Annotated in this window: 20 protein-coding genes; 12 read left to right on the top strand and 8 right to left on the bottom strand. The window is 45.4% G+C overall.

The features are described 5' to 3' along the window. Nucleotides 1-10: 10 nt before the first annotated feature. The 3 genes from moaC to moaE are packed head-to-tail and all read left to right on the top strand — an operon-like array spanning nucleotide 11 to nucleotide 1222. The gene (gene moaC / locus AACV32_RS06625; protein ID WP_010320681.1) at nucleotides 11-511 is read left to right on the top strand and encodes a cyclic pyranopterin monophosphate synthase MoaC; all 501 of its coding nucleotides are present in this window, start codon (nucleotides 11-13) and stop codon (nucleotides 509-511) included. Beyond that, nucleotides 504-749: a molybdopterin synthase sulfur carrier subunit gene (gene moaD / locus AACV32_RS06620; protein ID WP_017050147.1), complete on the top strand. Its 246-nt coding sequence runs from the start codon at nucleotides 504-506 to the stop codon at nucleotides 747-749. The genes moaC and moaD overlap by 8 nt, the downstream gene beginning before the upstream one ends. Nucleotides 750-751: 2 nt before the next feature. Beyond that, nucleotides 752-1222, top strand: coding sequence for a molybdopterin synthase catalytic subunit MoaE (moaE, locus tag AACV32_RS06615; protein WP_038148363.1), 471 nt, complete (start codon nucleotides 752-754; stop codon nucleotides 1220-1222). Here the strand turns inward: moaE and AACV32_RS06610 are convergent. After that, nucleotides 1219-2184 (bottom strand): sensor domain-containing diguanylate cyclase, encoded by a 966-nt coding sequence (locus tag AACV32_RS06610; RefSeq protein ID WP_013857257.1) that lies wholly within the window; start codon nucleotides 2182-2184, stop codon nucleotides 1219-1221. The two genes, moaE and AACV32_RS06610, sit on opposite strands and share 4 nt — an antisense overlap. Nucleotides 2185-2458: 274 nt before the next feature. Here AACV32_RS06610 and AACV32_RS06605 point away from each other — a divergent pair, with 274 nt between their 5' ends. From AACV32_RS06605 to udp, 3 genes are all read left to right on the top strand, one after another. Continuing rightward, complete coding sequence (locus tag AACV32_RS06605) at nucleotides 2459-2875, top strand: CBS domain-containing protein (RefSeq protein ID WP_013857256.1); 417 nt, start codon at nucleotides 2459-2461, stop codon at nucleotides 2873-2875. A gap of 286 nt (nucleotides 2876-3161) precedes the next feature. Continuing rightward, the gene (locus tag AACV32_RS06600) at nucleotides 3162-5456 is read left to right on the top strand and encodes a zinc/cadmium/mercury/lead-transporting ATPase (protein WP_170894801.1); all 2295 of its coding nucleotides are present in this window, start codon (nucleotides 3162-3164) and stop codon (nucleotides 5454-5456) included. Nucleotides 5457-5790: 334 nt separating this feature from the next. Then, on the top strand, nucleotides 5791-6549 hold the full coding sequence (udp, locus tag AACV32_RS06595) for a uridine phosphorylase (protein ID WP_010320675.1): 759 nt from the start codon (nucleotides 5791-5793) through the stop codon (nucleotides 6547-6549). Between the two features lie 127 nt (nucleotides 6550-6676). Here the strand turns inward: udp and AACV32_RS06590 are convergent, their stop codons facing one another. Then, nucleotides 6677-7489, bottom strand: a complete 813-nt coding sequence (locus tag AACV32_RS06590; RefSeq protein WP_017044551.1) for a hypothetical protein — start codon at nucleotides 7487-7489, stop codon at nucleotides 6677-6679. A gap of 216 nt (nucleotides 7490-7705) precedes the next feature. Next, the gene (gene metG / locus AACV32_RS06585) at nucleotides 7706-9772 is read right to left on the bottom strand and encodes a methionine--tRNA ligase (RefSeq protein ID WP_170894800.1); all 2067 of its coding nucleotides are present in this window, start codon (nucleotides 9770-9772) and stop codon (nucleotides 7706-7708) included. A gap of 155 nt (nucleotides 9773-9927) precedes the next feature. Between metG and apbC the strand changes: the two genes are divergently transcribed. The 3 genes from apbC (at nucleotide 9928) to AACV32_RS06570 (ending at nucleotide 14046) form a co-directional block, all read left to right on the top strand. Beyond that, the gene (gene apbC, locus AACV32_RS06580) at nucleotides 9928-11004 is read left to right on the top strand and encodes an iron-sulfur cluster carrier protein ApbC (RefSeq protein WP_017048342.1); all 1077 of its coding nucleotides are present in this window, start codon (nucleotides 9928-9930) and stop codon (nucleotides 11002-11004) included. A gap of 192 nt (nucleotides 11005-11196) precedes the next feature. Further along, a complete protein-coding gene (udk, locus tag AACV32_RS06575) occupies nucleotides 11197-11838 on the top strand; it encodes a uridine kinase (protein ID WP_010320672.1) in 642 nt (213 codons plus the stop codon). 81 nt (nucleotides 11839-11919) lie between these two features. After that, nucleotides 11920-14046 (top strand): AsmA family protein, encoded by a 2127-nt coding sequence (locus AACV32_RS06570; RefSeq protein ID WP_170894799.1) that lies wholly within the window; start codon nucleotides 11920-11922, stop codon nucleotides 14044-14046. 61 nt (nucleotides 14047-14107) lie between these two features. Here AACV32_RS06570 and cobO read toward each other — a convergent pair whose 3' ends face one another. From cobO to AACV32_RS06545, 5 genes are all read right to left on the bottom strand, one after another. After that, a complete protein-coding gene (gene cobO / locus AACV32_RS06565) occupies nucleotides 14108-14713 on the bottom strand; it encodes a cob(I)yrinic acid a,c-diamide adenosyltransferase (RefSeq protein WP_026028813.1) in 606 nt (201 codons plus the stop codon). A gap of 129 nt (nucleotides 14714-14842) precedes the next feature. Next, nucleotides 14843-16117 (bottom strand): outer membrane protein transport protein, encoded by a 1275-nt coding sequence (locus AACV32_RS06560; RefSeq protein ID WP_017050592.1) that lies wholly within the window; start codon nucleotides 16115-16117, stop codon nucleotides 14843-14845. A gap of 300 nt (nucleotides 16118-16417) precedes the next feature. Next, nucleotides 16418-17716 (bottom strand): outer membrane protein transport protein, encoded by a 1299-nt coding sequence (locus AACV32_RS06555; protein WP_017050593.1) that lies wholly within the window; start codon nucleotides 17714-17716, stop codon nucleotides 16418-16420. A 221-nt stretch (nucleotides 17717-17937) separates the two neighbouring features. Continuing rightward, the gene (locus AACV32_RS06550) at nucleotides 17938-18663 is read right to left on the bottom strand and encodes a DUF3379 domain-containing protein (protein ID WP_170894798.1); all 726 of its coding nucleotides are present in this window, start codon (nucleotides 18661-18663) and stop codon (nucleotides 17938-17940) included. Further along, on the bottom strand, nucleotides 18656-19204 hold the full coding sequence (locus AACV32_RS06545) for a sigma-70 family RNA polymerase sigma factor (RefSeq protein WP_088717986.1): 549 nt from the start codon (nucleotides 19202-19204) through the stop codon (nucleotides 18656-18658). Before AACV32_RS06545 ends, AACV32_RS06550 begins: the two co-directional genes overlap by 8 nt. Nucleotides 19205-19879: 675 nt before the next feature. Between AACV32_RS06545 and fadI the strand changes: the two genes are divergently transcribed. The 3 genes from fadI to AACV32_RS06530 all read left to right on the top strand — a co-directional run bounded on the left by fadI (nucleotide 19880) and on the right by AACV32_RS06530 (nucleotide 24010). Next, nucleotides 19880-21187, top strand: a complete 1308-nt coding sequence (fadI, locus tag AACV32_RS06540; protein WP_017044558.1) for an acetyl-CoA C-acyltransferase FadI — start codon at nucleotides 19880-19882, stop codon at nucleotides 21185-21187. Next, complete coding sequence (gene fadJ, locus AACV32_RS06535; protein ID WP_170894797.1) at nucleotides 21187-23310, top strand: fatty acid oxidation complex subunit alpha FadJ; 2124 nt, start codon at nucleotides 21187-21189, stop codon at nucleotides 23308-23310. The genes fadI and fadJ overlap by 1 nt, the downstream gene beginning before the upstream one ends. Before the next feature lie 151 nt (nucleotides 23311-23461). Further along, complete coding sequence (locus AACV32_RS06530) at nucleotides 23462-24010, top strand: NAD(P)H nitroreductase (RefSeq protein ID WP_017050595.1); 549 nt, start codon at nucleotides 23462-23464, stop codon at nucleotides 24008-24010. Nucleotides 24011-24033 lie beyond the last annotated feature (23 nt).

The following is a 24033-nucleotide window of genomic DNA, read 5'->3' as shown; positions in this document are numbered from 1 at the left end:
CGGGGTTTCAATGAGCGAATTTACTCATATTAATGCCTCAGGCGAAGCCAATATGGTCGATGTCTCTGCCAAGGCTGAAACCGTACGTGAAGCACGTGCGGAAGCCTTTGTGAAGATGTCACCACAAACGCTGCAACTGATCCTTTCTGGGCAACACCACAAAGGTGATGTGTTTGCCACCGCAAGAATTGCGGGCATTCAAGCGGCGAAGAAAACGTGGGATTTAATCCCACTGTGCCACCCATTGCTGCTTACTAAAGTAGAAGTGCAGCTTGAAGCCATCGAAGCACAAAGCAAAGTTCGAATTGAATCATTGTGTAAATTAACCGGTAAAACAGGGGTTGAAATGGAAGCCTTAACCGCGGCATCGGTGGCGGCGTTAACCATTTACGACATGTGTAAAGCAGTACAAAAAGATATCGTGATTGAACAAGTGCGCTTACTTGAAAAAAGCGGCGGGAAATCTGGTTACTTTAGCGCTCAGCCACAACAAAAGGTCACGCATGATTAATGTCCTCTTTTTTGCTCAAACTCGTGAGTTGATCGGCCAAGACAGCATTCAACTCAAGGCACAGTTTGCTACGGTTGAAGCACTGCGTAGCCACTTAGCCTCGCAGCCTGGGAAATGGGATTTAGCCTTACGACCGGGAAAACTGCTGGTGGCAGTCAATCAAACCATCGTTGCCTTTGATTACCCGTTAAGTGATGGTGATGAGGTGGCTTTTTTTCCTCCAGTAACCGGAGGCTAGTGATGGATAGCCGTATTTCCGTTCAAATATCAGATTTCTCGGTAGACGCAGAATACCGTGATTTGTCGCAAGGTACTTCCGCTGGCGCTGTGGTTACCTTTATTGGCAAAGTTCGTGATATGAATTTAGGTGATAATGTTATTGGCTTAACGCTTGAGCACTATCCGGGAATGACAGAAAAAGCTTTGAGTGATATTTGTGATCAGGCTCAGGCACGTTGGCCGGTGCAAAAAATCCGTGTGATCCACCGAATCGGTGATTTAGATATTGGCGATCAAATCGTGTTTGTAGGCGTGTCGAGCTCACATCGTGGTGCGGCTTTTGAGGCGTGCGAATTCGTTATGGATTACCTTAAAGCCAAAGCACCGTTTTGGAAGAAAGAGCGCACCACCGAACAAACACGCTGGGTGGAGTCTCGAGATTCAGATGCCCAAGCCGCGCAACGTTGGGCTAATCATCACACCATCGACTAAGCCTTGTGTAGTATATGAATAGTTCCGCGCTGTTGATTCTTCGCGTGAAACAGCGCTTTATCGGCCGTTGATACAAACTGTTCTGGCGTCATGCCAGTCGGTATGTGTTCGCAATATTGGATGCCGATAGTAATCGATACATACAATGAGACACGAGAATAGCGGTGAGGGATTTGCAGCTCTCTCACTTCACTAAGTAGTTGTAATGCTTTTTGCTCGCACTGTTTAATATCAATATCCGCAATAAATAGTAGAAATTCATCTCCTCCATAGCGAAAGCAGAGGTCATCTTTACGTTTCCAATGCTGCAGAGTGCTCGCTATCTTGCGCAGCACAGTATCGCCATTCACATGGCCATAGTGGTCGTTATATTCTTTGAAGCAATCTAAGTCGATCATGAAAATTGCAGCACTACTTTGCTCACGTTTGATCTTATCTAACGCTTTGGGCAGCAATGAGTCCATCGCATAACGGTTATAGACCTGAGTTAAATGATCCACATTGGTCAGTTTTTCTAACTCAAGTTGGTGTATAGAAAGCCGCTCTAACGTGCGCTTATAAGCGGTAATATTTCTCACAATCCATAGCACGTACTCAGTATTTTTCAGCGGGATGACCAATGCGTTAAAAAACTGAATATCGATAGGGCCAGAGCTGCCTTTAAATTGAGCTATCACCCTTAGGTCGAGATCGTATTCAAACTCTCGCATTTGTCCGTTATCAATGACTTCTTGGATAATTTGATGAAACCAAGCGGCTTTTTTTTCGGGTAATACCTGGTATAGATTGAGACCAATGAGAACTCTTGGGTCGTGGTGTCGGCTGCGATCCGTGCCTCCTAAGGCCTCCACATATACGCCATCGCGGTTAATCAGAAAAGTGGGTTCGGGTAATGACTCCAACAAGCTGCGCATCAGTGCTGGGTTTTCTATAATCTCGGAAAACAGTGGCGAATTCACCATGCCCAGTCCTTATTAATAAAACGGTCAATGTTTAAGATATAAATGATATTAACTGTAAAATCTTGCGAGACATCGTGTTCTTAACGTGTTGTTTGATTCAAAAATGAGACGTTTTGATAAAAGATTTTGCCATTTACCCTTGATAAAAATTAACTATTTGTAATATCGATAGTTTGTGCCGATGAGCAAAATCGATTTTTTCCATTTAGTAAAACGGTGAAATTAGTCAACACTTAACTTAAGGCAGCATACCGTTGCAACTAAGGAGACAGATATGCAATCGCTAATAGTTAAAGATTATATGACATTACAAGCCATCACCTTCAAACCGGACATGCCGATGACAGCGGCTTTAGAAAAAGTGATGCGTTCGGAGCATCTTGGTGGTCCTGTTATTAACGACCAAGAACAAGTGATTGGCTTTCTATCAGAGCAGGATTTGCTCGATAAATTGGTGAAGGTGAGTTATTTCTGTGAAGACACCCATTTAGTCCGTGACTGCATGCACCCTGAAGTGCTGTCCGTTTCATCAGACACCTCTATTATTGAGCTTGCTGACATGATGAAAGTAGGAAAACCGAAAGTTTATCCCGTGATCGATCAAGGTAAATTGGTTGGCATTATTACGCGCAGAGATGTACTGAGAGCATTAGGGAAAAACTTAACGCATTGTTTTAAAAAACCAACATAGCAAACTATACCCTTCCTACTTGAAGCTGCAGCAGTGTTGGCTACGTTCGTTCACCCCAATCACATAGTTTGCCTATGCTCATGGGGACTCACTCACTTGCCGCCTACCTGCAACTCCAAGTTGTTTGGGTATATCAGCAGGAATAAATAAAATTCTAGAGGTGCAGTGCACCTCTTTTCCATCTAATCAAGGTGAATGTGCGTTAAGTTCAGGTTTGATAAAAATGCGCTTGACCTTGGAGTTAACTCTAGGGTTTAAGCTTTGTGCATCAGAGAAGGAGAATCCTATGTGCACAAAACATGAAGCTTGCAGTACTACAAAAAATAGCATGGCAAACCCGCAGGCGGTGTCATGCTCTAGTCTTAAAATTACCGCGATTAGGGCTGCGGGCGTTGATTCAAATGAAGAGGGGTGCTGCGGGTCACGAGAGTGCGCAAGCAATGATCCTGATGATGAACCCGCGCAGCTCACATCCGTTAAAACACAGTTTAACCAAAGCTGGAAAATTGAAGGGATGGATTGCCCATCTTGCGCACGTAAGGTTGAAACGGCGCTTAAAAAAGTGGGTAATGTGATCGACGCCAAAGTGCTGTTTGCCACTGAAAAATTGGTGGTCAAGTTTAATACCGAAGAGGCAGCGCTTGAAATAGAGCAAGCGGTTCGTAACGCAGGTTTTACGGCTCACCGCATTGATGCGGCTAATCCAGTTTCTGCCCCCATTCGTAGCGATTGGAAGTCAGTCATAAAACAGAACGCGCAGATCCTCTCCATTGCTGGCGCCATGGTACTCGCCGCTATTGTGCAGCCTTATTTCCCTCAAATCAGCGATGGGATGTTCATTTTGACCTGCCTTGCCGGTTTGTATCCTATCGGTAAAAAAGCGATTCAACTGGCACGCTCAGGCACACCTTTTGCGATTGAAACCTTAATGAGCGTTGCGGCGCTCGGAGCGCTCTATCTTGGTGAAACGGTTGAAGCAGCGATGGTGCTATTACTCTTCCTCATCGGAGAGCGGCTAGAAGCTTTTGCCGCTTCTAAAGCGCGTAGCGGTGTACAAGCTTTAATGGCACTGGTGCCTGAAACGGCAACAAAAATTGTGGCAGGAGAACGCATCACGGTGGCGGCACATGAGCTAAAACCGGGGGATGTAGTGGAAGTTTCTCCCGGCTCTCGGCTACCCGCGGATGGTCAATTGCACGAAGCGTCGGCCAGTTTTGATGAGAGCGCGTTAACGGGCGAATCACTGCCTGTCGAACGCTATCAAGGTGACAGTGTCATGGCGGGTGCTGTGGTCGCGGATCAGGTGGTGTGTTTCACCATCACCTCCAAACAGGGTGAAAACGCGATTGATCGCATTTTGCATCTGATTGAAGAAGCGGAATCTCGCAAAGCGCCGTTAGAACGTTTTCTTGATAAATTTAGTCGTTGGTATACCCCATTAATGATGTTGGTTTCATTAGCCGTGGTTGTGATACCGCCGACACTGTTTGCGCAGCCATGGGAAACATGGGTTTACCGTGGCTTAGCCTTACTGCTGATTGCTTGTCCATGTGCGTTGGTTATCTCAACTCCGGCGGCCATTACTTCTGGCCTTGCCGCAGCGGCGCGTCGTGGTGCACTGATCAAAGGGGGCGCGGCGCTCGAACAGCTTGGAAAAATAGAGAGTATTGCTTTTGATAAAACGGGTACTTTGACCAAAGGTAAACCGGAAGTTGCGGATGTGGTTGCGCTCAATGGCTGGGATGAAGAGCAATTGTTGCGCTATGTCGCAGCGGTTGAAATGGGCTCGAGCCATCCTCTGGCAACCTCTTTAGTGAAAAAAGTGCAAGCGATGGCTTTGCCCATTCCAGAAGCGATAGAGAAGCGAGCGTTAGTTGGCAGTGGGGTTTCGGGGGTTGTGGAGGGGAAATCACTGCGCGTATTAGCGCCAAGCAAAGCGAATGTTCCGTTTTCTGATGCATTTAGCGCGCAAGTGGAAGCGCTAGAGATGCAAGGCAAAACAGTGGTGGTGGTTTTTGAGCAAGAGAACATTGTCGGTTTAATCGCATGGCAAGATACCTTGCGTGAAGATGCCAAAGCCGCCATTGAAGCACTGCGCCGTTTGGGGATCGACACTATTATGCTCACTGGCGATAACCCTAGAAGCGCTGCGACGATGAGTGCTCAATTAGGGATAGATTTCAAAGCCAGTTTATTACCGCAAGATAAAGTGGAATACATTCAACAGTTGGCGCAACAAAAACAAGTGGCGATGGTCGGGGATGGCATTAATGATGCACCAGCAATGAAAGCAGCCAGCATTGGTATTGCGATGGGGGGGGGGACCGATGTTGCGTTGGAAACGGCCGATGCGGCAATTACTCATAATCGATTGGTCGAGCTCGCCACCATGATCGAGCTATCACAAGCTACCCTCGCCAATATTCGCCAGAATGTCACGCTAGCGCTAGGCTTAAAAAGTATCTTTTTAGTCACGAGTTTACTCGGTATTACGGGCTTATGGGTGGCGGTGCTGGCTGATAGTGGAGCTACCGCGTTAGTGACGCTCAATGCGTTGCGTCTATTGAAATTTAAAAAATAGTCCGAGACTAAAACCCAAAAAGCTCAGCAAGGCATGGCGGGTCGTTATCTCTCATGCCTGTTGGGTTTGCACCCTATTGTGGTAATAGTGTGAAATGCGTCGATATTGCGCTTGTATTTTGTTATGCAGTGTTGGAAATCATCTTTTAGGGTTGGGTGTTATTTCATCAATCTTGCTGTTTTTTGTGATGCAAACCGTTTTTATGAGAATGTATTCGTTACATTGCGTCATTCATTGTGAATTTGATCACTCTTTGTTGGTGCGTGGTTCGCTAGAGTAGCTGCATACCCGATGTATATCTATGAGCTGAACAAGCCGCAATAAGGAGTCACTTATGTCTCAAGCCGTTTTCCATCTAGGTGTTACCGAAGCCGATCTGAATGGTGCTACTTTGGCCATTATCCCTGGGGATCCAGCCCGCGTACAAAAAATCGCTGAAGAGATGGAAAATCCAGTCTTTCTTGCTAGCCACCGTGAATACACTGTGTACCGCGCAGAGTTAGACGGTAAGCCAGTCGTTGTTTGTTCTACTGGTATCGGTGGTCCTTCTACGTCTATTGCGGTTGAAGAGCTTGCTCAACTTGGCGTGCGTACTTTCCTACGCGTAGGTACTACTGGTGCAATCCAACCTCATGTCAATGTGGGTGATATGATTGTCAGCACAGGTTCGGTTCGCCTTGACGGTGCAAGTTTGCACTTTGCGCCAATGGAATTCCCTGCTGTGGCTGATTTCGATGTCGCCACTGCAATGAAAGCGGCTGTAGTTGAAAGTGGTGCAACCGTGCACATGGGTGTTACCGCATCAAGTGATACTTTCTACCCAGGTCAAGAGCGTTATGACACCTTCACGGGTCGTGTTGTGCGTCGTTTCCAAGGCTCGATGAAAGAGTGGCAAGACATGGGCGTATTGAACTTTGAGATGGAATCCGCCACTTTGCTAACCATGTGTGCGAGCTCAGGTTTGAAAGCAGGTTGTGTGGCGGGTGTGATCATCAACCGTACTCAAAAAGAGATCCCAGATCACGCGACACTCAAAGAGACCGAGGCTCGTTCAATCAAAGTGGTTGTCGAAGCTGCGCGTAAAATGCTGTAATTGAGTTCTGAATTTACACTGATGTATCTATGTACACGGTGAGTGATTAGGCCACTTTTGAATAAAGTGGCCTTTTTACTTTCTAAATAATCACCAGTCAAACAGTCACCAGCTAAACAATTACTCACTAAGCAATCGCCAATTTAGGCAACGGAATGTACAAGCTCTCGGTTAAGTCGCTGAGCATCTGGTCGTAAACGTGAGAGATGCTGAGTGAAATATCCGAAGTGATTTGGTACATCGCGCCAGCTTCTATTTGAAAGGCAGGATGATCATGCAGTTCGCTCAGGCTATGCAGCGCGGCTGAGCAGCTTGGCGAAGCTACCGTTAAAGGGCTGATTAAGGCGAGTTGATTCATCCTACGCCTGACAACCTCACTATAATGCTGCAAGCGTATGCGGCCATCTTGAGTATCCATTTCATCAATGCTGATGCGTAACTGAGTTAGCGCGTCCATCGCATCAATGACCTGTTGCCAATTAACATGGTATTCATCGCTGAGATCTTCGCGGTTGGATTCCACCAACCAAGCCAGTATCACCTCATCCATTAAGAACATACAGTGACGAATTATTTTACCATGCATCATTTGGTTACGAGCCACAGAGCGCTCTGGCCACTCCTTCATGAGTGCTTTAAGCTTAATTTGCAGCACACGGTACATTGGTTTGTTGTCAAAGTGTGCGATAGCAATTAAGTGATTACTTTTTTCGTATAGCGTATCTTGCAATTCATTCAACTCAGTGTCGCGTCTTTGACCAGAGGCTAGTGTTTGATGGGTAATGTTACGGTGCTGACGGCATAAAAACAGTAGCTGGCGAAGGTCGATCAGCAGTTGATATTTACGTTGTAATGTGGATTCACGCTGTTTTGCCAGATAAAACATCAGCCACAATATACCGATAGAGATAAGCATTGAGATAAAAACAAACATAACCAACTCCTTGTTAATGTTATACCAATCTAGAGTTAGCAGGGTTAATGCCAGTTTTTTGTTTGTTTAAATTCAATGGGTTATGTATTTTCGCGTTGAAGTGATGCATCTTATTGGTGCATTTTGAACTAAAAGTGTGAGCTGGATCGATTTTGAGCAGTATGGTGATAAAAAATCCCCAACACACTCTGTGTTGGGGATGCTATCGTGAAGATTGATGTATTACAGGATGCGCATGCCAGCTTGAGCACCTTCATGTGGCTCAAGAATCCATAACTCGCTGCCACCAGGGCCTGCGGCTAAGATCATGCCTTCTGACATACCAAACTTCATTTTACGCGGTTTGAGGTTCGCTACCATGACAGTGTACTTGCCTACTAACTCTTCGGGTGAATAAGCGGCTTTAATACCTGAAAACACTTGGCGAGTTTCGCCACCAATATCCAATTGGAATTTAAGCAATTTGTCCGCTTTTGGCACCGCTTCGCAAGCGATGATCTTAGCAACGCGTAAGTCCACTTTAGCAAAATCATCAAATTCGATTTCAGCTGCAATAGGGTCTTTACTTAGCTCAGTTTCAACTGTGGTTGGTTGCGCGCTCTCAATCGCAGCTTTTTCTGCTGCCGCTTCTTCTTTAGACGCTTCAATCATCGCTTCAACGTGTTTCGGATCAATGCGATTAAACAGCGCTTTGAATGGCGTGAGTGTATGGCTTGTTAATGGTGTTTGTACGCCTTCCCAAGTGAGTTCTTGGTTTAAGAATGCTTCGGTGCGCGCCGCTAGTGCTGGCATTACAGGTTTTAAGTAAGTCATTAACACGCTGAATAGGTTGATACCCACTGAGCAAATGTCTTGTAGCTCTTGCTCTTGACCTTCTTGTTTAGCCACAACCCAAGGCGCTTTTTCATCCACGTATTGGTTCGCTTTGTCCGCCAATGCGGTGATTTCACGAATGGCACGGTTAAATTCACGGCTTTCGTAAAGATCAGCAATGCGATCCGCTGCAGCGGCAAATTCTGCGTACAGCTCTGGTTCGGCAAAGGTTGCAGACAACTGATTTTCAAAACGTTTGGTGATGAAGCCTGCATTACGCGATGCAAGGTTGACGATTTTATTGACCACATCGGCGTTCACACGTTGGGTGAAATCCTCAAGGTTTAAATCAAGATCGTCGATGCGGCTATTGAGTTTTGCGGCGTAGTAGTAGCGTAAGCATTCTGGGTCTAGGTGGTTTAAGTAAGTGCTTGCTTTGACAAACGTTCCTTTAGACTTCGACATCTTCGCGCCATTGACTGTGACATAACCGTGCACGAAGACGTTATTAGGCTTACGGAAACCACTGCCATCAAGCATCGCTGGCCAGAATAGGCTGTGGAAGTAAACAATATCTTTACCGATGAAATGGTACAGTTCGGTTTTACTGTCTTTATTCCAGTATTCGTCAAAGTCTAAGTCATCGCGTTTGTTACATAGGTTTTTAAATGAACCCATGTAGCCGATAGGCGCGTCTAACCACACGTAGAAGAATTTGTTCTTTTCGCCGGGGATTTCAAAGCCAAAGTATGGCGCATCACGTGAAATATCCCACTGTTGCAGGCCGCCTTCGAACCACTCTTGCATTTTATTGGCGGTTTCTGTTTGTAGCGAGCCAGAGCGAGTCCACTCTTTGAGCATGCTTTCAAATTGAGGAAGGTCAAAGAAGAAATGCTCGGAATCCTTCATTACTGGCGTCGCGCCAGAAACGGCCGATTTCGGGTTGATAAGCTCTGTTGGGCTATAGGTTTCGCCACACGCATCGCAGTTATCACCGTATTGATCTTCTGACTTACATTTTGGGCAAGTGCCTTTCACGAAGCGATCAGGCAAGAACATCTCTTTTTCTGGGTCAAACAGCTGAGAAATGGTGCGGCTTGAAATGAAGCCATTTTTTTTCAGCTCAAGATAAATGTGAGAAGCCAGTTCGCGGTTCTCTTCGCTGTGAGTGCTGTGATAATTGTCAAAGCTGATATCAAAACCTGCAAAATCTTTTTGGTGCTCTTCACTTACTGCGGCGATCATCTCTTCAGGTGTAATACCCATCTGTTGTGCTTTAAGCATAATTGGCGTGCCGTGAGCATCGTCTGCACAGATGAAGTTTACAGTGTTGCCGCGTAGGCGTTGGTAACGAACCCAAATGTCAGCTTGGATATGCTCAAGCATATGACCAAGGTGGATCGAACCGTTAGCGTACGGAAGGGCACAAGTTACCAGCAGTTTCCTTGAAGAAACGTTTCTTGGGTCAGTCGCCATACTTAATATTCGCTTTTTTGATAGGTATGAAAAATAGAGACCAATACTACCTTATGCAGCGAGCGACTCCAAGGCGTGAGCCTAAGGAATCCCGCAACTTTTTTGGGGTTCAGTCTGACAATAGAGAGTGATAGCATGAGCAAAAAGGAGAAGCTATGCAGCCGTTCACATCTAAACAAGATTTTTGCGATTGGTTAAACCAATTTGAACACCCTCATCTTATTGCGGGGTGGGCAAACCAACCGCATTGGGTTTCGGTTACAACAGCGGGGCGTTTGACGGTTCATATTCCATTTGCCGCTAAAAATCTGCTGAATGAGCTTTCCGAATGGGTCGTCTCCAAGCAGCAAACCGATGCGCTTGCTCCATTCAGTGTTGAGATCATTATTGCGCCGAAAGCGCTAGCGACGACGGTGGCTCATAGTGTTAATGGTGTTAAAAATATTATTGCGGTGACTTCAGCCAAAGGGGGCGTCGGCAAATCAACCACAGCCGTCAATCTTGCTCTAGCCATTGCTCAATCTGGGGCGAAAGTTGGCTTGTTGGATGCGGATATTTATGGCCCTTCAGTGCCGATGATGCTTGGCAAGCAAGAAGCAAAGCCAGATGTGCGTGATAATAAGTGGATGCAGCCCGTTGAGGCATTTGGCATTTTCAGCCATTCGATTGGCTATCTGGTTGATAAATCTGAAGCGGCGATTTGGCGCGGGCCGATGGCATCGAAAGCACTGGCGCAATTGCTCAATGAAACCGAGTGGCCAGATGTGGATTATCTGGTCATCGACATGCCACCGGGGACAGGTGATATTCAACTCACCTTGTCACAACAAATTCCGGTAACGGGCGCGGTGATCGTCACCACTCCGCAAGATCTGGCACTAGCGGATGCGCGCAAAGGGGCGGCCATGTTCGAAAAAGTCGACGTTCCGGTTATCGGGCTTATTGAAAATATGAGCTATCACATCTGCAGTCATTGTGGAGAGAAAGAGCATATCTTTGGTGTCGGTGGCGCGCAGAAACTGGCCAGTGAATATGGGTTGGCGCTGCTTGCACAAATTCCTCTGCACATTGCCCTGCGTGAAGACATCGACCAAGGTCGTCCTACCGTGGTTGCTCAACCAGAAAGTGAGCATACACAGCGTTATCTTCAACTGGCGGAACGAGTCTGTTCAAGCCTATATTGGCAAGGAAAGCCTAAGCCAGATGCAATCAGTTTTACATTGGTAGACTAGTGTTGGTCCACAGTGCTGTGAAAGTAGCACTGTGGTGATCTCTTCTGAAATGCGACGAAAACGTTTGCTTGGTAGTTTGTTATTCAAACCTCTTCCAAAGTCTAAATCGAGACTGGTATCAGGTGGTTGAAGTCCCTATAATCGGGCAGTTTATCTATTTTCATCACCAAACCATCACCGGGTGCAAAAATAATGTCTGAGAATAATCAATGCGTCATCGTAGGTATTGCTGGCGCTTCAGCTTCTGGAAAAAGCCTGATTGCAAGCACGATTTATAACGAACTTCGTGCCAAAGTAGGCGACCACCAAATTGGTGTGATTACGGAAGATTGCTATTACAACGACCAAAGCCATCTCAGCATGGAAGAGCGCGTTAAGACAAACTACGACCACCCGAATGCACTTGACCATGATCTACTTTGCCAACATTTAGAACAATTAACCCGTGGCGAAGCGGTTGAAGTGCCAGAGTACAGCTACACTGAGCATACTCGCACCGCGAATACAACGCTATTAACACCCAAGAAAGTGATTATTTTAGAAGGTATTTTACTGCTGACAGACCCACGTTTACGTGACTTAATGCATGCGACCGTATTTATGGACACTCCGCTGGATATCTGTTTATTACGCCGAGTGAAGCGTGATGTAGAAGAGCGCGGCCGCACCATGGATTCGGTATTGAAGCAATACCAAAAAACGGTTCGCCCTATGTTTATGCAGTTTATCGAACCGTCAAAACAGTACGCGGACATCATCGTTCCTCGTGGCGGTAAAAACCGTATCGCCATTGATGTATTAAAAGCCCACATCGCGAAATTGTTGAAATCTTAACTTTTGTGGTCTTTATTTTTAAGCAGACAAGTGGCACTTTAGGTGCCACTTTCTTTTTCTAATTAAGCAAGGAAAAAGCTGATGAAAAAACTGTTTCTTTTCATTGCCATTATTATCGGTGCGTTAATCGCTGCCGCGCTCGCACTTGTCCTGTTGGTCAATCCTAACCAATTTAAGCCCTTGATTGTAGAACAAGCCAAACAGAAAACGGGGTTGGACTTAGTCATTGAAGGAGATATCAGTTGGAGTTTCTTCCCTTCGCTTGGCTTTGAGTTGGGCAAAACTGAACTCAGAAACCCACAAGGTTTCAGCGCTCCAAACCTGTTTAAAGTCGATCAAGTTGGTATTGAAATTTCGGTGATGCCATTGCTGGATAAGCAACTGGAAATTGGCAACATCCGCCTAAATGGTGCTGAGTTCCATCTTGAAACCCTTAAAGATGGCCGTTCAAACTTAGATAGCTTAACTCAAGCCGCGCCTCAACCAGCCGCCTCTTCCGCCGTAAACGAAACAAAACCAGAACAAGAAGAGACAAGCAGCGTCAATGCGAGCAACCCTGTTCAAGAGTGGACGATTAACTTAGCGGGCGTTAGCGTCGAAAACGCATTACTGGAAATACAAGACCGTAAAGCCGGTACACATACCAAGCTGTATGACGTGGCGGTAAATCTTTCAGAGTTTGCGGTGGACAAATGGACGTCAGCAACTTTTGCCGCCAAAGGTAAAAATAACCAACAAAACTTTGCCGCAGAAGGGCGAGCTGAATTCAAATTAGCCGCTGGTTTCAAGGATTATACGGTGAAGAACGTTGTGTTTGATGCGAGCTTTAGTGACCCATCAAACCAGATTGATTCTGCGAAGATTGAATTAGCCACGTTCGAGTTTGATAAGAAGAATGCGCTGTCATTCAGCGTGAAAGGAAAGGCGGCTGATCTAAAACTCGATGCGAAGGGGAGTGCGCAACTGACTCTCGATAAAGCCATGAGCTTGGTGAAGATTGATACGCTGGTGTTGGATACTAATCTAGAAGGAACCAGTTTGCCACAAAGCCCAATGCAGATTGGTTTAACTTCGAACATTCGTTTTGATCTCTCTAAAAACCAACTGGATGTCTTACTCAGTAAATTAACCGCAAATGCATTAGAATTTGATGGTGATGTCAAAGTGACGTTGGCTGAGATCCCTAAAATCCGCTTCAATATGCATAGCCCAAATATCGATTTGGATGAATTTTTAGGGCTTGCGAATCCAGCAACGGCAAGCAGTGCCGTGAGTGAAAGTAAGGCATCGTCAGGTTCAACGTCAGCTGCGCCTGCTACAGTGAGTGCTGAAGTGGAACCGGATCTCAGTGCATTAAAAACGTTGGATGTGCAAGGCAAGGTCACCATAGACAAGTTCAAAGCCAATAATGCTCGATTACAGAATGTACAAACCAGCTTTAGCGTCGATCGTGGCATCGTGAATTTAACCTCATTCAGTGCCAACCTTTACCAAGGTACTATTCAGGCGACCGCTCAACTAGATGCAACCAAAGTACCTGCCACTTATAGCGCTAAAAAAAGCGTTAAGGGAGTACAGGTGCTGCCGCTATTAAAAGATGTACTCAATAATGAGATGTTACAAGGCACGGGTAACATCGATGTGGACGTAAAAGGGCGCAGTTTGACGCCAACGGGCATTCAACAAAACCTTGTCGGAACCGTGAACATCAACTTTGCCGATGGTGCCGTCAATGGTATTAACGTTGCTCACCTTATCCGTAGCAATTACGCCAAAATTAAAGGTAAGAAAGTTGATGACGACCCAGTGAAGAAAACCGATTTTAGCGCCATGACCGCTACGCTGAAATTGAACAAAGGGGAAGTCACCACCAATAACCTCGCCATGCAATCACCACTGTTGCGTATTCGTGGTGAGGGTAAAGCGAATTATCTGCAACAAACGGTTGATTTCTTGGTGAGCACTTCTGTGGTGGGAACACTAGAGGGGCAAGGTGGCAAAGACATTGATGAGCTGCGAGACGTCACGATTCCTATCAACATCTCAGGGCAATGGAGCGATCCTAAATTCAAATTGGTTTTTGATGATGTGTTAAGACAAAAAGCGGAAAAAGAGATTGACCGTGGCTTGGAAAAGCTCGGCGTTGAGATAAAAGACGAGAAAACCAAGAAAGCGGTTGATGGCTTATTAAAAAGTCTTTTTAAGTAATTTACTGGGTTGATTTCATTATGATTGATCAAGCCTCCTCGATTTAGAGGAGGCTTTTTTATCACCAGTCGATGCCTTTTCGTGCTTTGATGCCCGACTCAAAGGCGTGTTTCACATTTTTGACTTCCGACACCGTATCGGCGATTTCAATCAAGCTGCGGTGTGCTCCTCGGCCCGTGATCACCACCGACTGCATTGTTGGCCGTGTTGTTAAGGCTTCAATCACTTCGTCTAATTCGATATAGCCATAGCTCACCATGTAGGTCAGCTCATCAAACAACACCACATCAATCGACTCATCTTTAAGCATGCGTTTGCATTCTTGCCAAACCCCTTGCGCCGCTGCGGTATCGGCTTCTTTGTTTTGTGTTTCCCAAGTAAAGCCCGTCGCCATGACTTGAAATTCGACGCCCAGTTTTTCAAGCAGATTACGTTCACCGTTTTCCCAGGTTCCTTTAATGAACTGGGCTACCGAACATTTCAAACCGTGCCCTACAGCGCGCGCAATGGTGCCAAAACCTGAGGTAGATTTCCCTTTGCCATTGCCGGTAATGATCAATAACAACCCTTTCTCTTGCTGGGCCGCGGCAATTCGTGCATCGACTTGCTCTTTTACTTTCTGTTGTCTCGCTTTATGGCGTTCATTTTTAATTTCTTCAGTCGACATGCTCAATCCTGTTCATTAATAGCGTTGCCGCTATCATAGCTCAACTACTCGGCAGCAAAAACCATCGAAATTACAAGGAATAAAAAAGCCAGAGCAGTGCTCTGGCCTTCTGGAGTGTTTCTAATGAGTTTAGAAGCGGTAATTGGCTTGTGCGCCGATAAGCCAAACATTACCCGTCGTTGTACCAGAAAATTGGCCTCCAACGGCTTGCGCTGCATCATCTGAAGCATAACCACGAGATTCCACAATGTTGGCATCTTTGGCAAAAATGTAAGTAAAGCCAGTGTCTACGGTGAATTGTTCCGTGAAGGCATACTCCGCACCAACGCTTAACCAAGTTCGATCAGTTTCAGGGATGGTAATGGTACGGTTTTTATCGTTAACTGCCGCCATATCGTAAGCAATGCCTGTACGCAGTGCTAATTTTGCATCGACTTGGTAAGTAGCACCCAGAGCAAAACGGTAATTGTCTTCCCAGTTTTCTTCTTTAACCATCACTGAGCCAAGAGTGTTTAAATCCGCTTCAAGCTTTTCGAAACTGCTCCAATCGGTCCAGTTAATACTGGCATGTAGTGCCAACTGTTCACTTAGTTGGTGGTAGCTAGCCAGTTCAGCGGTGGCAGGCATAGTGAGCATCATTGAACCTGTATCATTCACTACCTTGCCCGATTCTTTCGAAAATATATTCGCTGTGCCAGTAAGCTTTAGGTCAACTTCGGATTTATAAGTAAAGCCAATGCGATTGCTATCATTGATCTGCCATGTCGTACCCACTTGCCAACCCCAAGCTTTATCTTCACCTTCCATGTACTTTAGTGTTGTACCTTGTGGAAGAGGCTTAGTTTGAGCTGGAGAGGTCGCACCGAAATGGCCTTCTCCAATCACATAACGAATGCCACCGCCAACGGTAACCGCATCAGTAAGTTGGTAGCCGATGTTGGCATTGACTTCCATTGTTTTAACCATCGCTTGATTACCAAAGTGGCTCGCGCTGAAATTACGGTCAAGCTCGGTCTCCATGCCATAGTTAGTACCGAGTGCTAAACCTAGCACCATTTTATCGTTCACTTGATGTGAGAGGTAAAAATTGGGGATGACGGCATCATTTGCGAAGTCATTTGAGCTTGCTTCTAATGCGCCGTTGATTTTTCCATTCACATCAACATTCGGATTAACGTAAATTGCACCAACAGAAATTTGCGTACCTTTCAAATAAGTCAGCATGGCAGGGTTACGCCATTGTGCACTGGCGTTATCAGCCATAGCCGCTTCACCGGCGTAAGCACGCCCAAGGCCCGTTGCAGAGTATTCTGCCAATTGGAAACCGGCGGCTTGAGATGCGTTTGATATGCTGAATAGTCCACATGCCACTGCAAGTGAAAGAAGAGTTTTATTTGATTTCATTATAATGTTCGCTGAAATATTTGAATTCGGTGTGGGGATTTTAAGGTTAGAGCTAATGCTTTAAAAATATAAAGCAGTGAATTTGTTGTTTTTGAAATTAAAATCTATTAAAGGTTTAATTATAAGCGGAATGCTCTGCTTGTTATGAAAGTGTTTCTGATTTTTGGCGAACACTTGTAGTGTGGTTTAAGGCCCAAAAGGTACAGTTGTTAGCTGAATTAGGCGAGGAGATGATATTACAAGCATTAAAAAGGGCTGGAAAACCAGCCCTTTTTAATGCTATGCTAATAAACGTTGCGCTTAGAAGCTGCGGCTATATTGTAAGCCGACTAGGATTGCATCTGCGTGAGTCGTTGCCGTCAGAGTTGAAAGATATTGAGGTGAACCAAGAGGATTAGGTGTTCCTTCAGATACTTGTACATCATCACCCAGTAAGTAGGTGAAACCAAAATCAATATTTGATTTTTCATCTAGGTTATAAGTAAAGCCAGCAGAGAACCATTGGCGGTCAGAGTCAGGTACTGATACTGACGTTAATGAATCTTGAGCGCTGGTGTCATACATATAACCAGCACGTAAAGTCCAATCTGTATTTAAATAATACGTTCCGCCAATAGCATAATGCCATCCATCTTGCCATTTATATGGTTTGTTGTAAGTAGAACCTAGTGGGGAGTTTTTGAGGTCACTAAATTCAATTTGATCAAATGTGCTCCAGCCGATCCATTGTACGCTGTAATGAACTGCAAAATTGGTATCTTTTATTTTATGGAATCCAGAAAACTCAAAAAGGTCAGGCAATGGTAAATTGATTTTTTGTCCTTTATCATCTTTTGCTTCCATTTCAGGACTGTAATGATATGCGGCACCGAAACGGTTATTTTCGTCTAGCTCAAAGACAGTACCAAAGTTGAATCCGATAGCCCAAACATCAGCACCATCTACGTTGACTAAATCTTTACCACCCAAACTTGCGACATCAGAACTAGCCGTACGTTTCATGGTTCCTTTACCATAGATTAAATCTAGTCCAGCGCCAACACTCCATTGAGAATCTATTCTGTAAGAACCAGCAAGGCCTAAGTTAAAGCTCTTGACGTCTGTTAAACCGCCATATTCACTAGCAGAGTAACTATCTGAAAATTCAGTTTTTGTACCAAAGTTAGAATAGGCATTGACGCCCCACGCAAACTTATCATTGAGAGGGACAATGAGATGGATATTTGGAGCAATAGATGTACCGCCTGCTTCATCATAATTTGCGTTTTTTGGAGCCGATAGCTGTGGTGCAACTTGGCAAGTTGTACCACAGTATTTCGCATCCTTGACTTTAATTTTTGTCGTTATGGATTCAAAGCCCAAAGAGAGTGAGGTCTCGTCAAACAGTGCCATTGCGGCAGGGTTACGAGCCATCACCGATGCGTTATCGGCAATAACAGCATCACCAGCAAATGCACGACCTAGGCCAGTCGCAGATTGTGCATTGAGCTGAAAGCCCGCTGCCAGTGCTTGTTGTGAAGCGAGAGCTACCGTTACGGCAAGTAACGATTTTTTAAACAGACGCGTCTTGTTCATGGTGCTTTTCCTTTTTGATTTCATCGCCTCTAATGGACGTTGTTTTTGAGCAAATGCTCAATTGGTGGCTGATACTAGAGGCAAGTATAGAAGATAGAAATCCGACCATTGTCTAATTGAATGATAAAATTGCAGAAATGATGTCTATTTGGCAGGAAAAAGGCGGAAAATGCTTGTTTATAGAGTTTAAGCTCTATTTTTGTCTAGGGAACCTGGCCCGCATTATATACAGGCCAGGAATGGTTTTAATGGGAAGGTTTTAGCATAGGCATTAGTTTTTTAGCGATGTTCGTGACATCTTCGCCATTTTCACCGACAAGGATCAGGCTAGCATCACCGACGGGTTCGATGATTCCTGCCATGCCTTGCTCATTAAAGTTCACGGCTTGTTCACTGGCAATGCCTGTGAAAAAGAGCGTCACTTTCCCGCTTTCACCTTGAAAAACCATGTGCAGAGCGTTTGCCTTGCCAAAACCACAGTGGTTTAGGTAATAAACGTGGTAAGGGAAGTTACTGCTTAACTGATAAGCGAATGGCAGCATTTTGGCGTTGATCTGCGTTGAATTCACTTGTTCATCCAGTTGGTTGACAAAGCCTTCTTCATCAATGACGTGTTTGATGGCGGTGTCCATTAGGCTTGCCTGCGCCGGTGGAATGAGCACATTTCGCCAATTGATTTGGCCAACCAATAAACCAAACACAAAAGCAATCGATGCAGCCAATGTCATCGCTTGCTTGGCAAAAGTAGGTCGGATGACATTGCTTGCCATTGTGGTTTGACTAAATAGAATACGGTCTGCGAGATCGTCAGGCACGTCTACATTCATTGCAGTAGCAATCGTTGTATCTAAGCTCAATATGTCCTCTAGGAACTGACGATTAGTATCACTAGTGGATGCCGCTTGGATAATCTCTTGGTCATGCTGTTTTGGATCGGACATAACTCGGCGGCGAAATTCTAATTCATCCATTTTGCTGCCCCTTATACGCTTCTGATGAATCCAATTGTTCTTTTAATTGATTACGAGCTCGAAACAGACGAGTCATGACCGTGTTCTTATTGAGTTCGAGGATCTCGCCAATTTCATCACCACTAAAACCACCAATGACTTGTAGGAAAAGAGGTTCGCGGTATTCAATATCCAGCTTCATTATCTGTGCCTGCAACCACTCTTGTTGATGATGAGGATCATCGTTGACTTTTACGTCACCGCTGTAGTCATCAATATCGACCAACTCAAACTGCTTGCGCTCAAAGCGGCGCGCGTTCTCGCGACGAAGAATAGTTATAAGCCACGATTTGGCCGCTTTCTCGTCGAGCAAACTATCGAGAGATTTCCAAGCCCTCAAGCAGGTTTCTTGGACTAAATCTTCAGCAATGCTTTTATCTTTACATAGCCAATAGGCATAACGAAAAAGATCTCGGTGATAAGCACGCACAAGCGTTTCATATTTTCTCTGTCTGTCAATATTACTATTGACCGGGCTGCTGGACTTTTTCTTTCCAAACATGGTTATTATCGACACATGAGTCTCCGTTTGCTCTGTGATTTCTTCTTTGTTTAGGCCATTTTATGGTCGTCTTGCGATGAACGCTTCGCGTATTCGTTCGCTTTCGATCCGTTCAAGTTGTTCGGTAACATCAATTCAAGCGTCGACGGCTTTTTAATTTCATAGTATGGAATAAATCAATATAAAATTGATCTACTTCAAAATCTCATAGCACGAAGTGGCTATAGTACACCTTGTCATCTCGTTAGTCATTGCGACTAACATGTTGAGCAAGATGACACTTCCTTTTGAAGGCTGACTTTACTTTCTCCTAATCAGGAAACTGATTATTTCAATTGGCGTAAGTTAATTGCTTTATATATTCCGACCACACATTATTGTGTGGTTTTTTTTTTGCTTATATACCCTTCCTACTTGAAGCCGCAGCGGTATTGGCTACGTTCGTTCGTTTGCCTATGCTTATTGGGACTCACTCACTTGCCGCCTACCTGCAACTCCAAGTTGTTTGGGTATAACTCCGTTATTCATTTAAAGATTAAGTGATTATCCATCTCCTTTACCTACATTACTTTCTTCGATTCGATGCGAATATCACGTTTATTTAAACACTTGTTTGATTGTTTTAACAACCTCGTTACAATGTGCCAGGTCAGACCTCTATTCTAAGGAGAAACAATGGGCAAACAGGAAGTCAAAACGCGCTCTGGTGAGCGTGTGGCTATCGTCGCGGGATTGCGTACCCCTTTTGCGCGTCAAAGTACCGAATTTAGTCAAGTTCCTGCAGTCGATTTAGGCAAGATGGTGGTGAGTGAACTGCTTGCGCGAACGGAACTCGATCCTAAATTGATCGAACAACTCGTCTTTGGACAAGTCGTGCAAATGCCTGAGGCACCAAACATCGCGCGTGAGATCGTTTTAGGCACAGGAATGAGCATCCATACCGATGCGTACAGCGTCACACGAGCGTGCGCTACCAGTTTTCAGGCGGCGGTGAATGTGGCTGAAAGCATAATGGCTGGCACGATTGATATTGGTATGGCTGGTGGTGCCGATTCGTCTTCCGTTTTGCCGATTGGAGTGTCTAAAAAATTAGCCGCTAGCTTACTCGCTTTAAGTAAAACCAAAACCGTTGCTCAGAAACTCAGTATCTTAAAATCATTATCTTTTAAAGATTTAATGCCAGTCCCCCCCGCGGTCGCTGAATATTCAACGGGCCTTTCGATGGGGCAAACGGCTGAGCAGATGGCAAAATCTCATCACATAAGCCGACTGGATCAAGATGCTTTGGCACATCGTTCTCACTCTCTAGCTTCACAAGCTTGGAAAGAGGGCAAAATCCAAGGCGAAGTCATGACGGCATTCCCAGAGCCCTATAAAAAGTGGATCGCTGAAGATAACAATATTCGTCATGACTCGACTCTGGAAGGTTATGCCAAGTTACGTCCAGCGTTTGATAGGCAATATGGTAGCGTGACGGCCGCCAACAGCACACCACTAACCGATGGCGCTGCCGCTATTCTATTAATGCGTGAAGGCCGTGCTAAAGAGCTTGGTTTGGAGATTATGGGTTATATCCGTTCTTACGCTTTTTCAGCGATTGGTGTTGAACACGATATGTTAATGGGACCGTCTTATGCGACACCGTTAGCCTTACAACGTGCAGGTATTGAGCTTTCCGATCTCACATTGATTGACATGCATGAAGCGTTTGCCGCGCAAACCCTCTCTAATATGAAAATGTTCGCCAGTGATAAGTTTGCACAGGAACATCTTGGTCGAGCAAAAGCGATTGGCGAAATTGATATGGATAAATTTAATGTGCTAGGTGGTTCTATTGCGTATGGTCACCCCTTTGCGGCGACGGGTGCGCGCATGATCACACAAACACTGCGTGAACTAAAACGACGTGGTGGTGGTTTAGGGCTGAATACCGCTTGTGCAGCGGGTGGTTTGGGCGCGGCAATGATTTTGGAGGTTGAATAATGAGCACAGAGAGAGCTTTTCATTTAACAATTGATGAACAAAATATTGCGTGGCTGGCGATTGATGTTCCCGGCGAAAAAATGAATACGCTACAAGCGGCGTTTGCCCAAGAGATGCAAGAGGTTTTTGCGACCTTGGAGGCTCAAAAAACCAGCCTAAAGGGGATGGTGATTCACTCGCTTAAGCCAGATAATTTCATTGCTGGAGCGGATGTCCGTATGCTGAACGCTTGCCAATCGGCCAGCGAAGCACAAGCATTGGCCAAGCAAGGTCAGGAGATGTTTCAAACCTTATCGGATTTGCCATTCCCAGTGGTTGCCGCGATTCATGGCCCATGCTTAGGTGGTGGTTTAGAGCTAGCGCTGGCTTGTCACTACCGGGTGTGCAGCGACGCGGATATCACGCGTTTGGGTTTGCCCGAAGTGCAATTAGGCTTGCTACCAGGCTCCGGTGGAACGCAGCGGTTGCCACGTTTGATTGGTTTGTTACCTTCTCTTGATTTGATTTTGACGGGTAAACAGCTGCGCGCAAAAAAAGCAAAACAGCTGGGTGTTATTGATGCTTGCGTAGCAGAGACTATCTTGCTGGATGTGGCCAAGAAGTATGTGCTCGATAATTCTGGAAAAAAACGTCATCAGGCCAATACGTCGGCCAAAGAGAAATTAATTTCTCATACGCAGCTTGGTCGCAAATTAATTTTTGATCAGGCCGCTAAAAAGACTAAGCAAAAAACACGAGGTAATTACCCAGCCGCAGACGCGATTTTAGAGGTGATCCGTCACGGTTTAGATCGTGGTTTTAAAGCCGGGTTAGAGCTTGAAGCGAAGCGATTTGGTGATTTGGTGATGAGCTCGGAATCCAAAGCACTGCGCTCGATTTTCTTTGCCACCACCGAAATGAAAAAAGAGACGGGCAGCGACGCAAAACCTCAAACCGTGAAACGTATCGGCGTATTGGGCGGTGGTTTAATGGGGGCAGGGATCAGCCATGTTAGCGTTGCAAAAGCCAAGGTTCCCGTACGAATCAAAGATGTTTCGAATGATGGAGTATTAAACGCGCTCAATTACAACTACAAATTATTCGATAAACAGCGCAAGCGTCGCATTTTATCCAAAGCGCAGATGCAGACAAAAATGGCGCAATTGTCTGGCGGGATTGATTTTACCAGTTATCAGCATATCGATGTTGTCATTGAAGCGGTATTTGAAGATCTCACGCTTAAGCAGCAAATGGTGGCTGATGTTGAAGCGAATGCCAAAACCAGCACCATTTTTGCGACGAATACTTCCTCGCTTCCAATCCAGAAAATTGCAGCGAAGGCGGCGCGTCCAGAGAATGTGATTGGATTGCACTATTTCAGTCCTGTTGAAAAAATGCCTCTGGTGGAAGTGATCCCTCATCAAACCACATCGCAAGAGACGATAGCCACAGTGGTGGCCTTGGCGAAAAAACAGGGCAAAACGCCGATTGTGGTCAAAGATTGCGCTGGTTTTTATGTTAACCGTATCCTTGCACCTTACATGAATGAAGCGGCGCAGATCCTGATGGCGGGTGAGTCGATTGAAAAGATAGATACGGCTTTGCTCGATTTCGGTTTCCCAGTCGGCCCTATCACGTTATTGGACGAAGTGGGCATTGATGTTGGCTCGAAAATCATGCCAATTCTAGTGCAAGAACTCGGCCCACGTTTTCAAGGACCAGACGTATTTGATTTGCTGCTCAATGACAATCGCAAAGGGCGTAAAAGTGGTAAGGGATTCTATACCTATAAAGGTAAGAAAAAAGAAATCGACAAATCTATCTATAAATTGCTGAAAATAACGCCAGATGCCAAACAGAGTGATAAGGAGATCGCGCTGCGTTGCGTGCTACTTATGCTGAATGAAGCCGTACGTTGTTTGGATGAGGGCGTAATTCGTTGTGCGCGAGATGGCGATATTGGTGCGATTTTCGGTATCGGTTTCCCGCCGTTTTTGGGCGGCCCATTCCGTTACATAGACCAAATTGGTATCAAGAAATTAGTGGAAATGATGAATCAACATGCTGAGAAGTATGGCGATAAGTTCGCTCCTTGTGATAGGCTACTGACTCGCGCTGGGGTTGAAGCACGTTTTTATCCGTAGTCATCTCGGCTGTTTTCATTCATATGTTTGCTTAAATTAGGCGAGGGAATATCCTCGCTTTTTTTCATTTATAGCCAATGAGGTCATCTCTTTATGCGAGTTATTCTCAGTTTGGTATAAGATTATGGAAAATCATCAATAAGGAATCGAAATGGATGCACTAGAGTTGCTGCTTAACCGTCGTTCAATCGCCAATCTCACATCGCCTGCACCTGAAGGTCTGGTCTTGGAAAATATTATTAGAGCAGGCTTGCGAGCGCCCGATCATGGCGGTTTAACCCCTTGGCGTTTCGTGATTGCTCAGGGAGCGGGTTTGCAAAAGTTGTCGGGTATTTTGGCGTCTGCTGTGCGAGCGGATAGCGGCAGTGATGCTGAGATAGAAAAAGCGAAAAATGCACCGTTTCGAGCACCCATGGTAGTCACAGTGATCGCGAAAGTTACGGAGCATGAAAAGGTGCCAGCGATTGAACAGCATCTCTCTGCGGGATGCGCAGTACAAGCGATGCAAATGGCTGCGGTAGCCCAAGGTTTTCAAGGTTTCTGGCGTTCGGGAAGCTGGATGTTCCACTCTCACGTTCGGCAAGCATTAGGTGCTAAGGGCGACGATCAAATCGTTGGTTTCTTATACCTAGGAACTGCAGGGTGCACGCCAATGAAAGTGCCTGAACGTGATTTGAGTAAATTTATTGAGTTTCTATAGCGAGTTTATTGACTATCTGCCGC

It is taken from the genome of Vibrio sp. B7 (assembly GCF_963888765.1).
Lineage (GTDB): Bacteria > Pseudomonadota > Gammaproteobacteria > Enterobacterales > Vibrionaceae > Vibrio > Vibrio anguillarum.
This window is presented reverse-complemented; position numbering and strand designations above follow the sequence as displayed.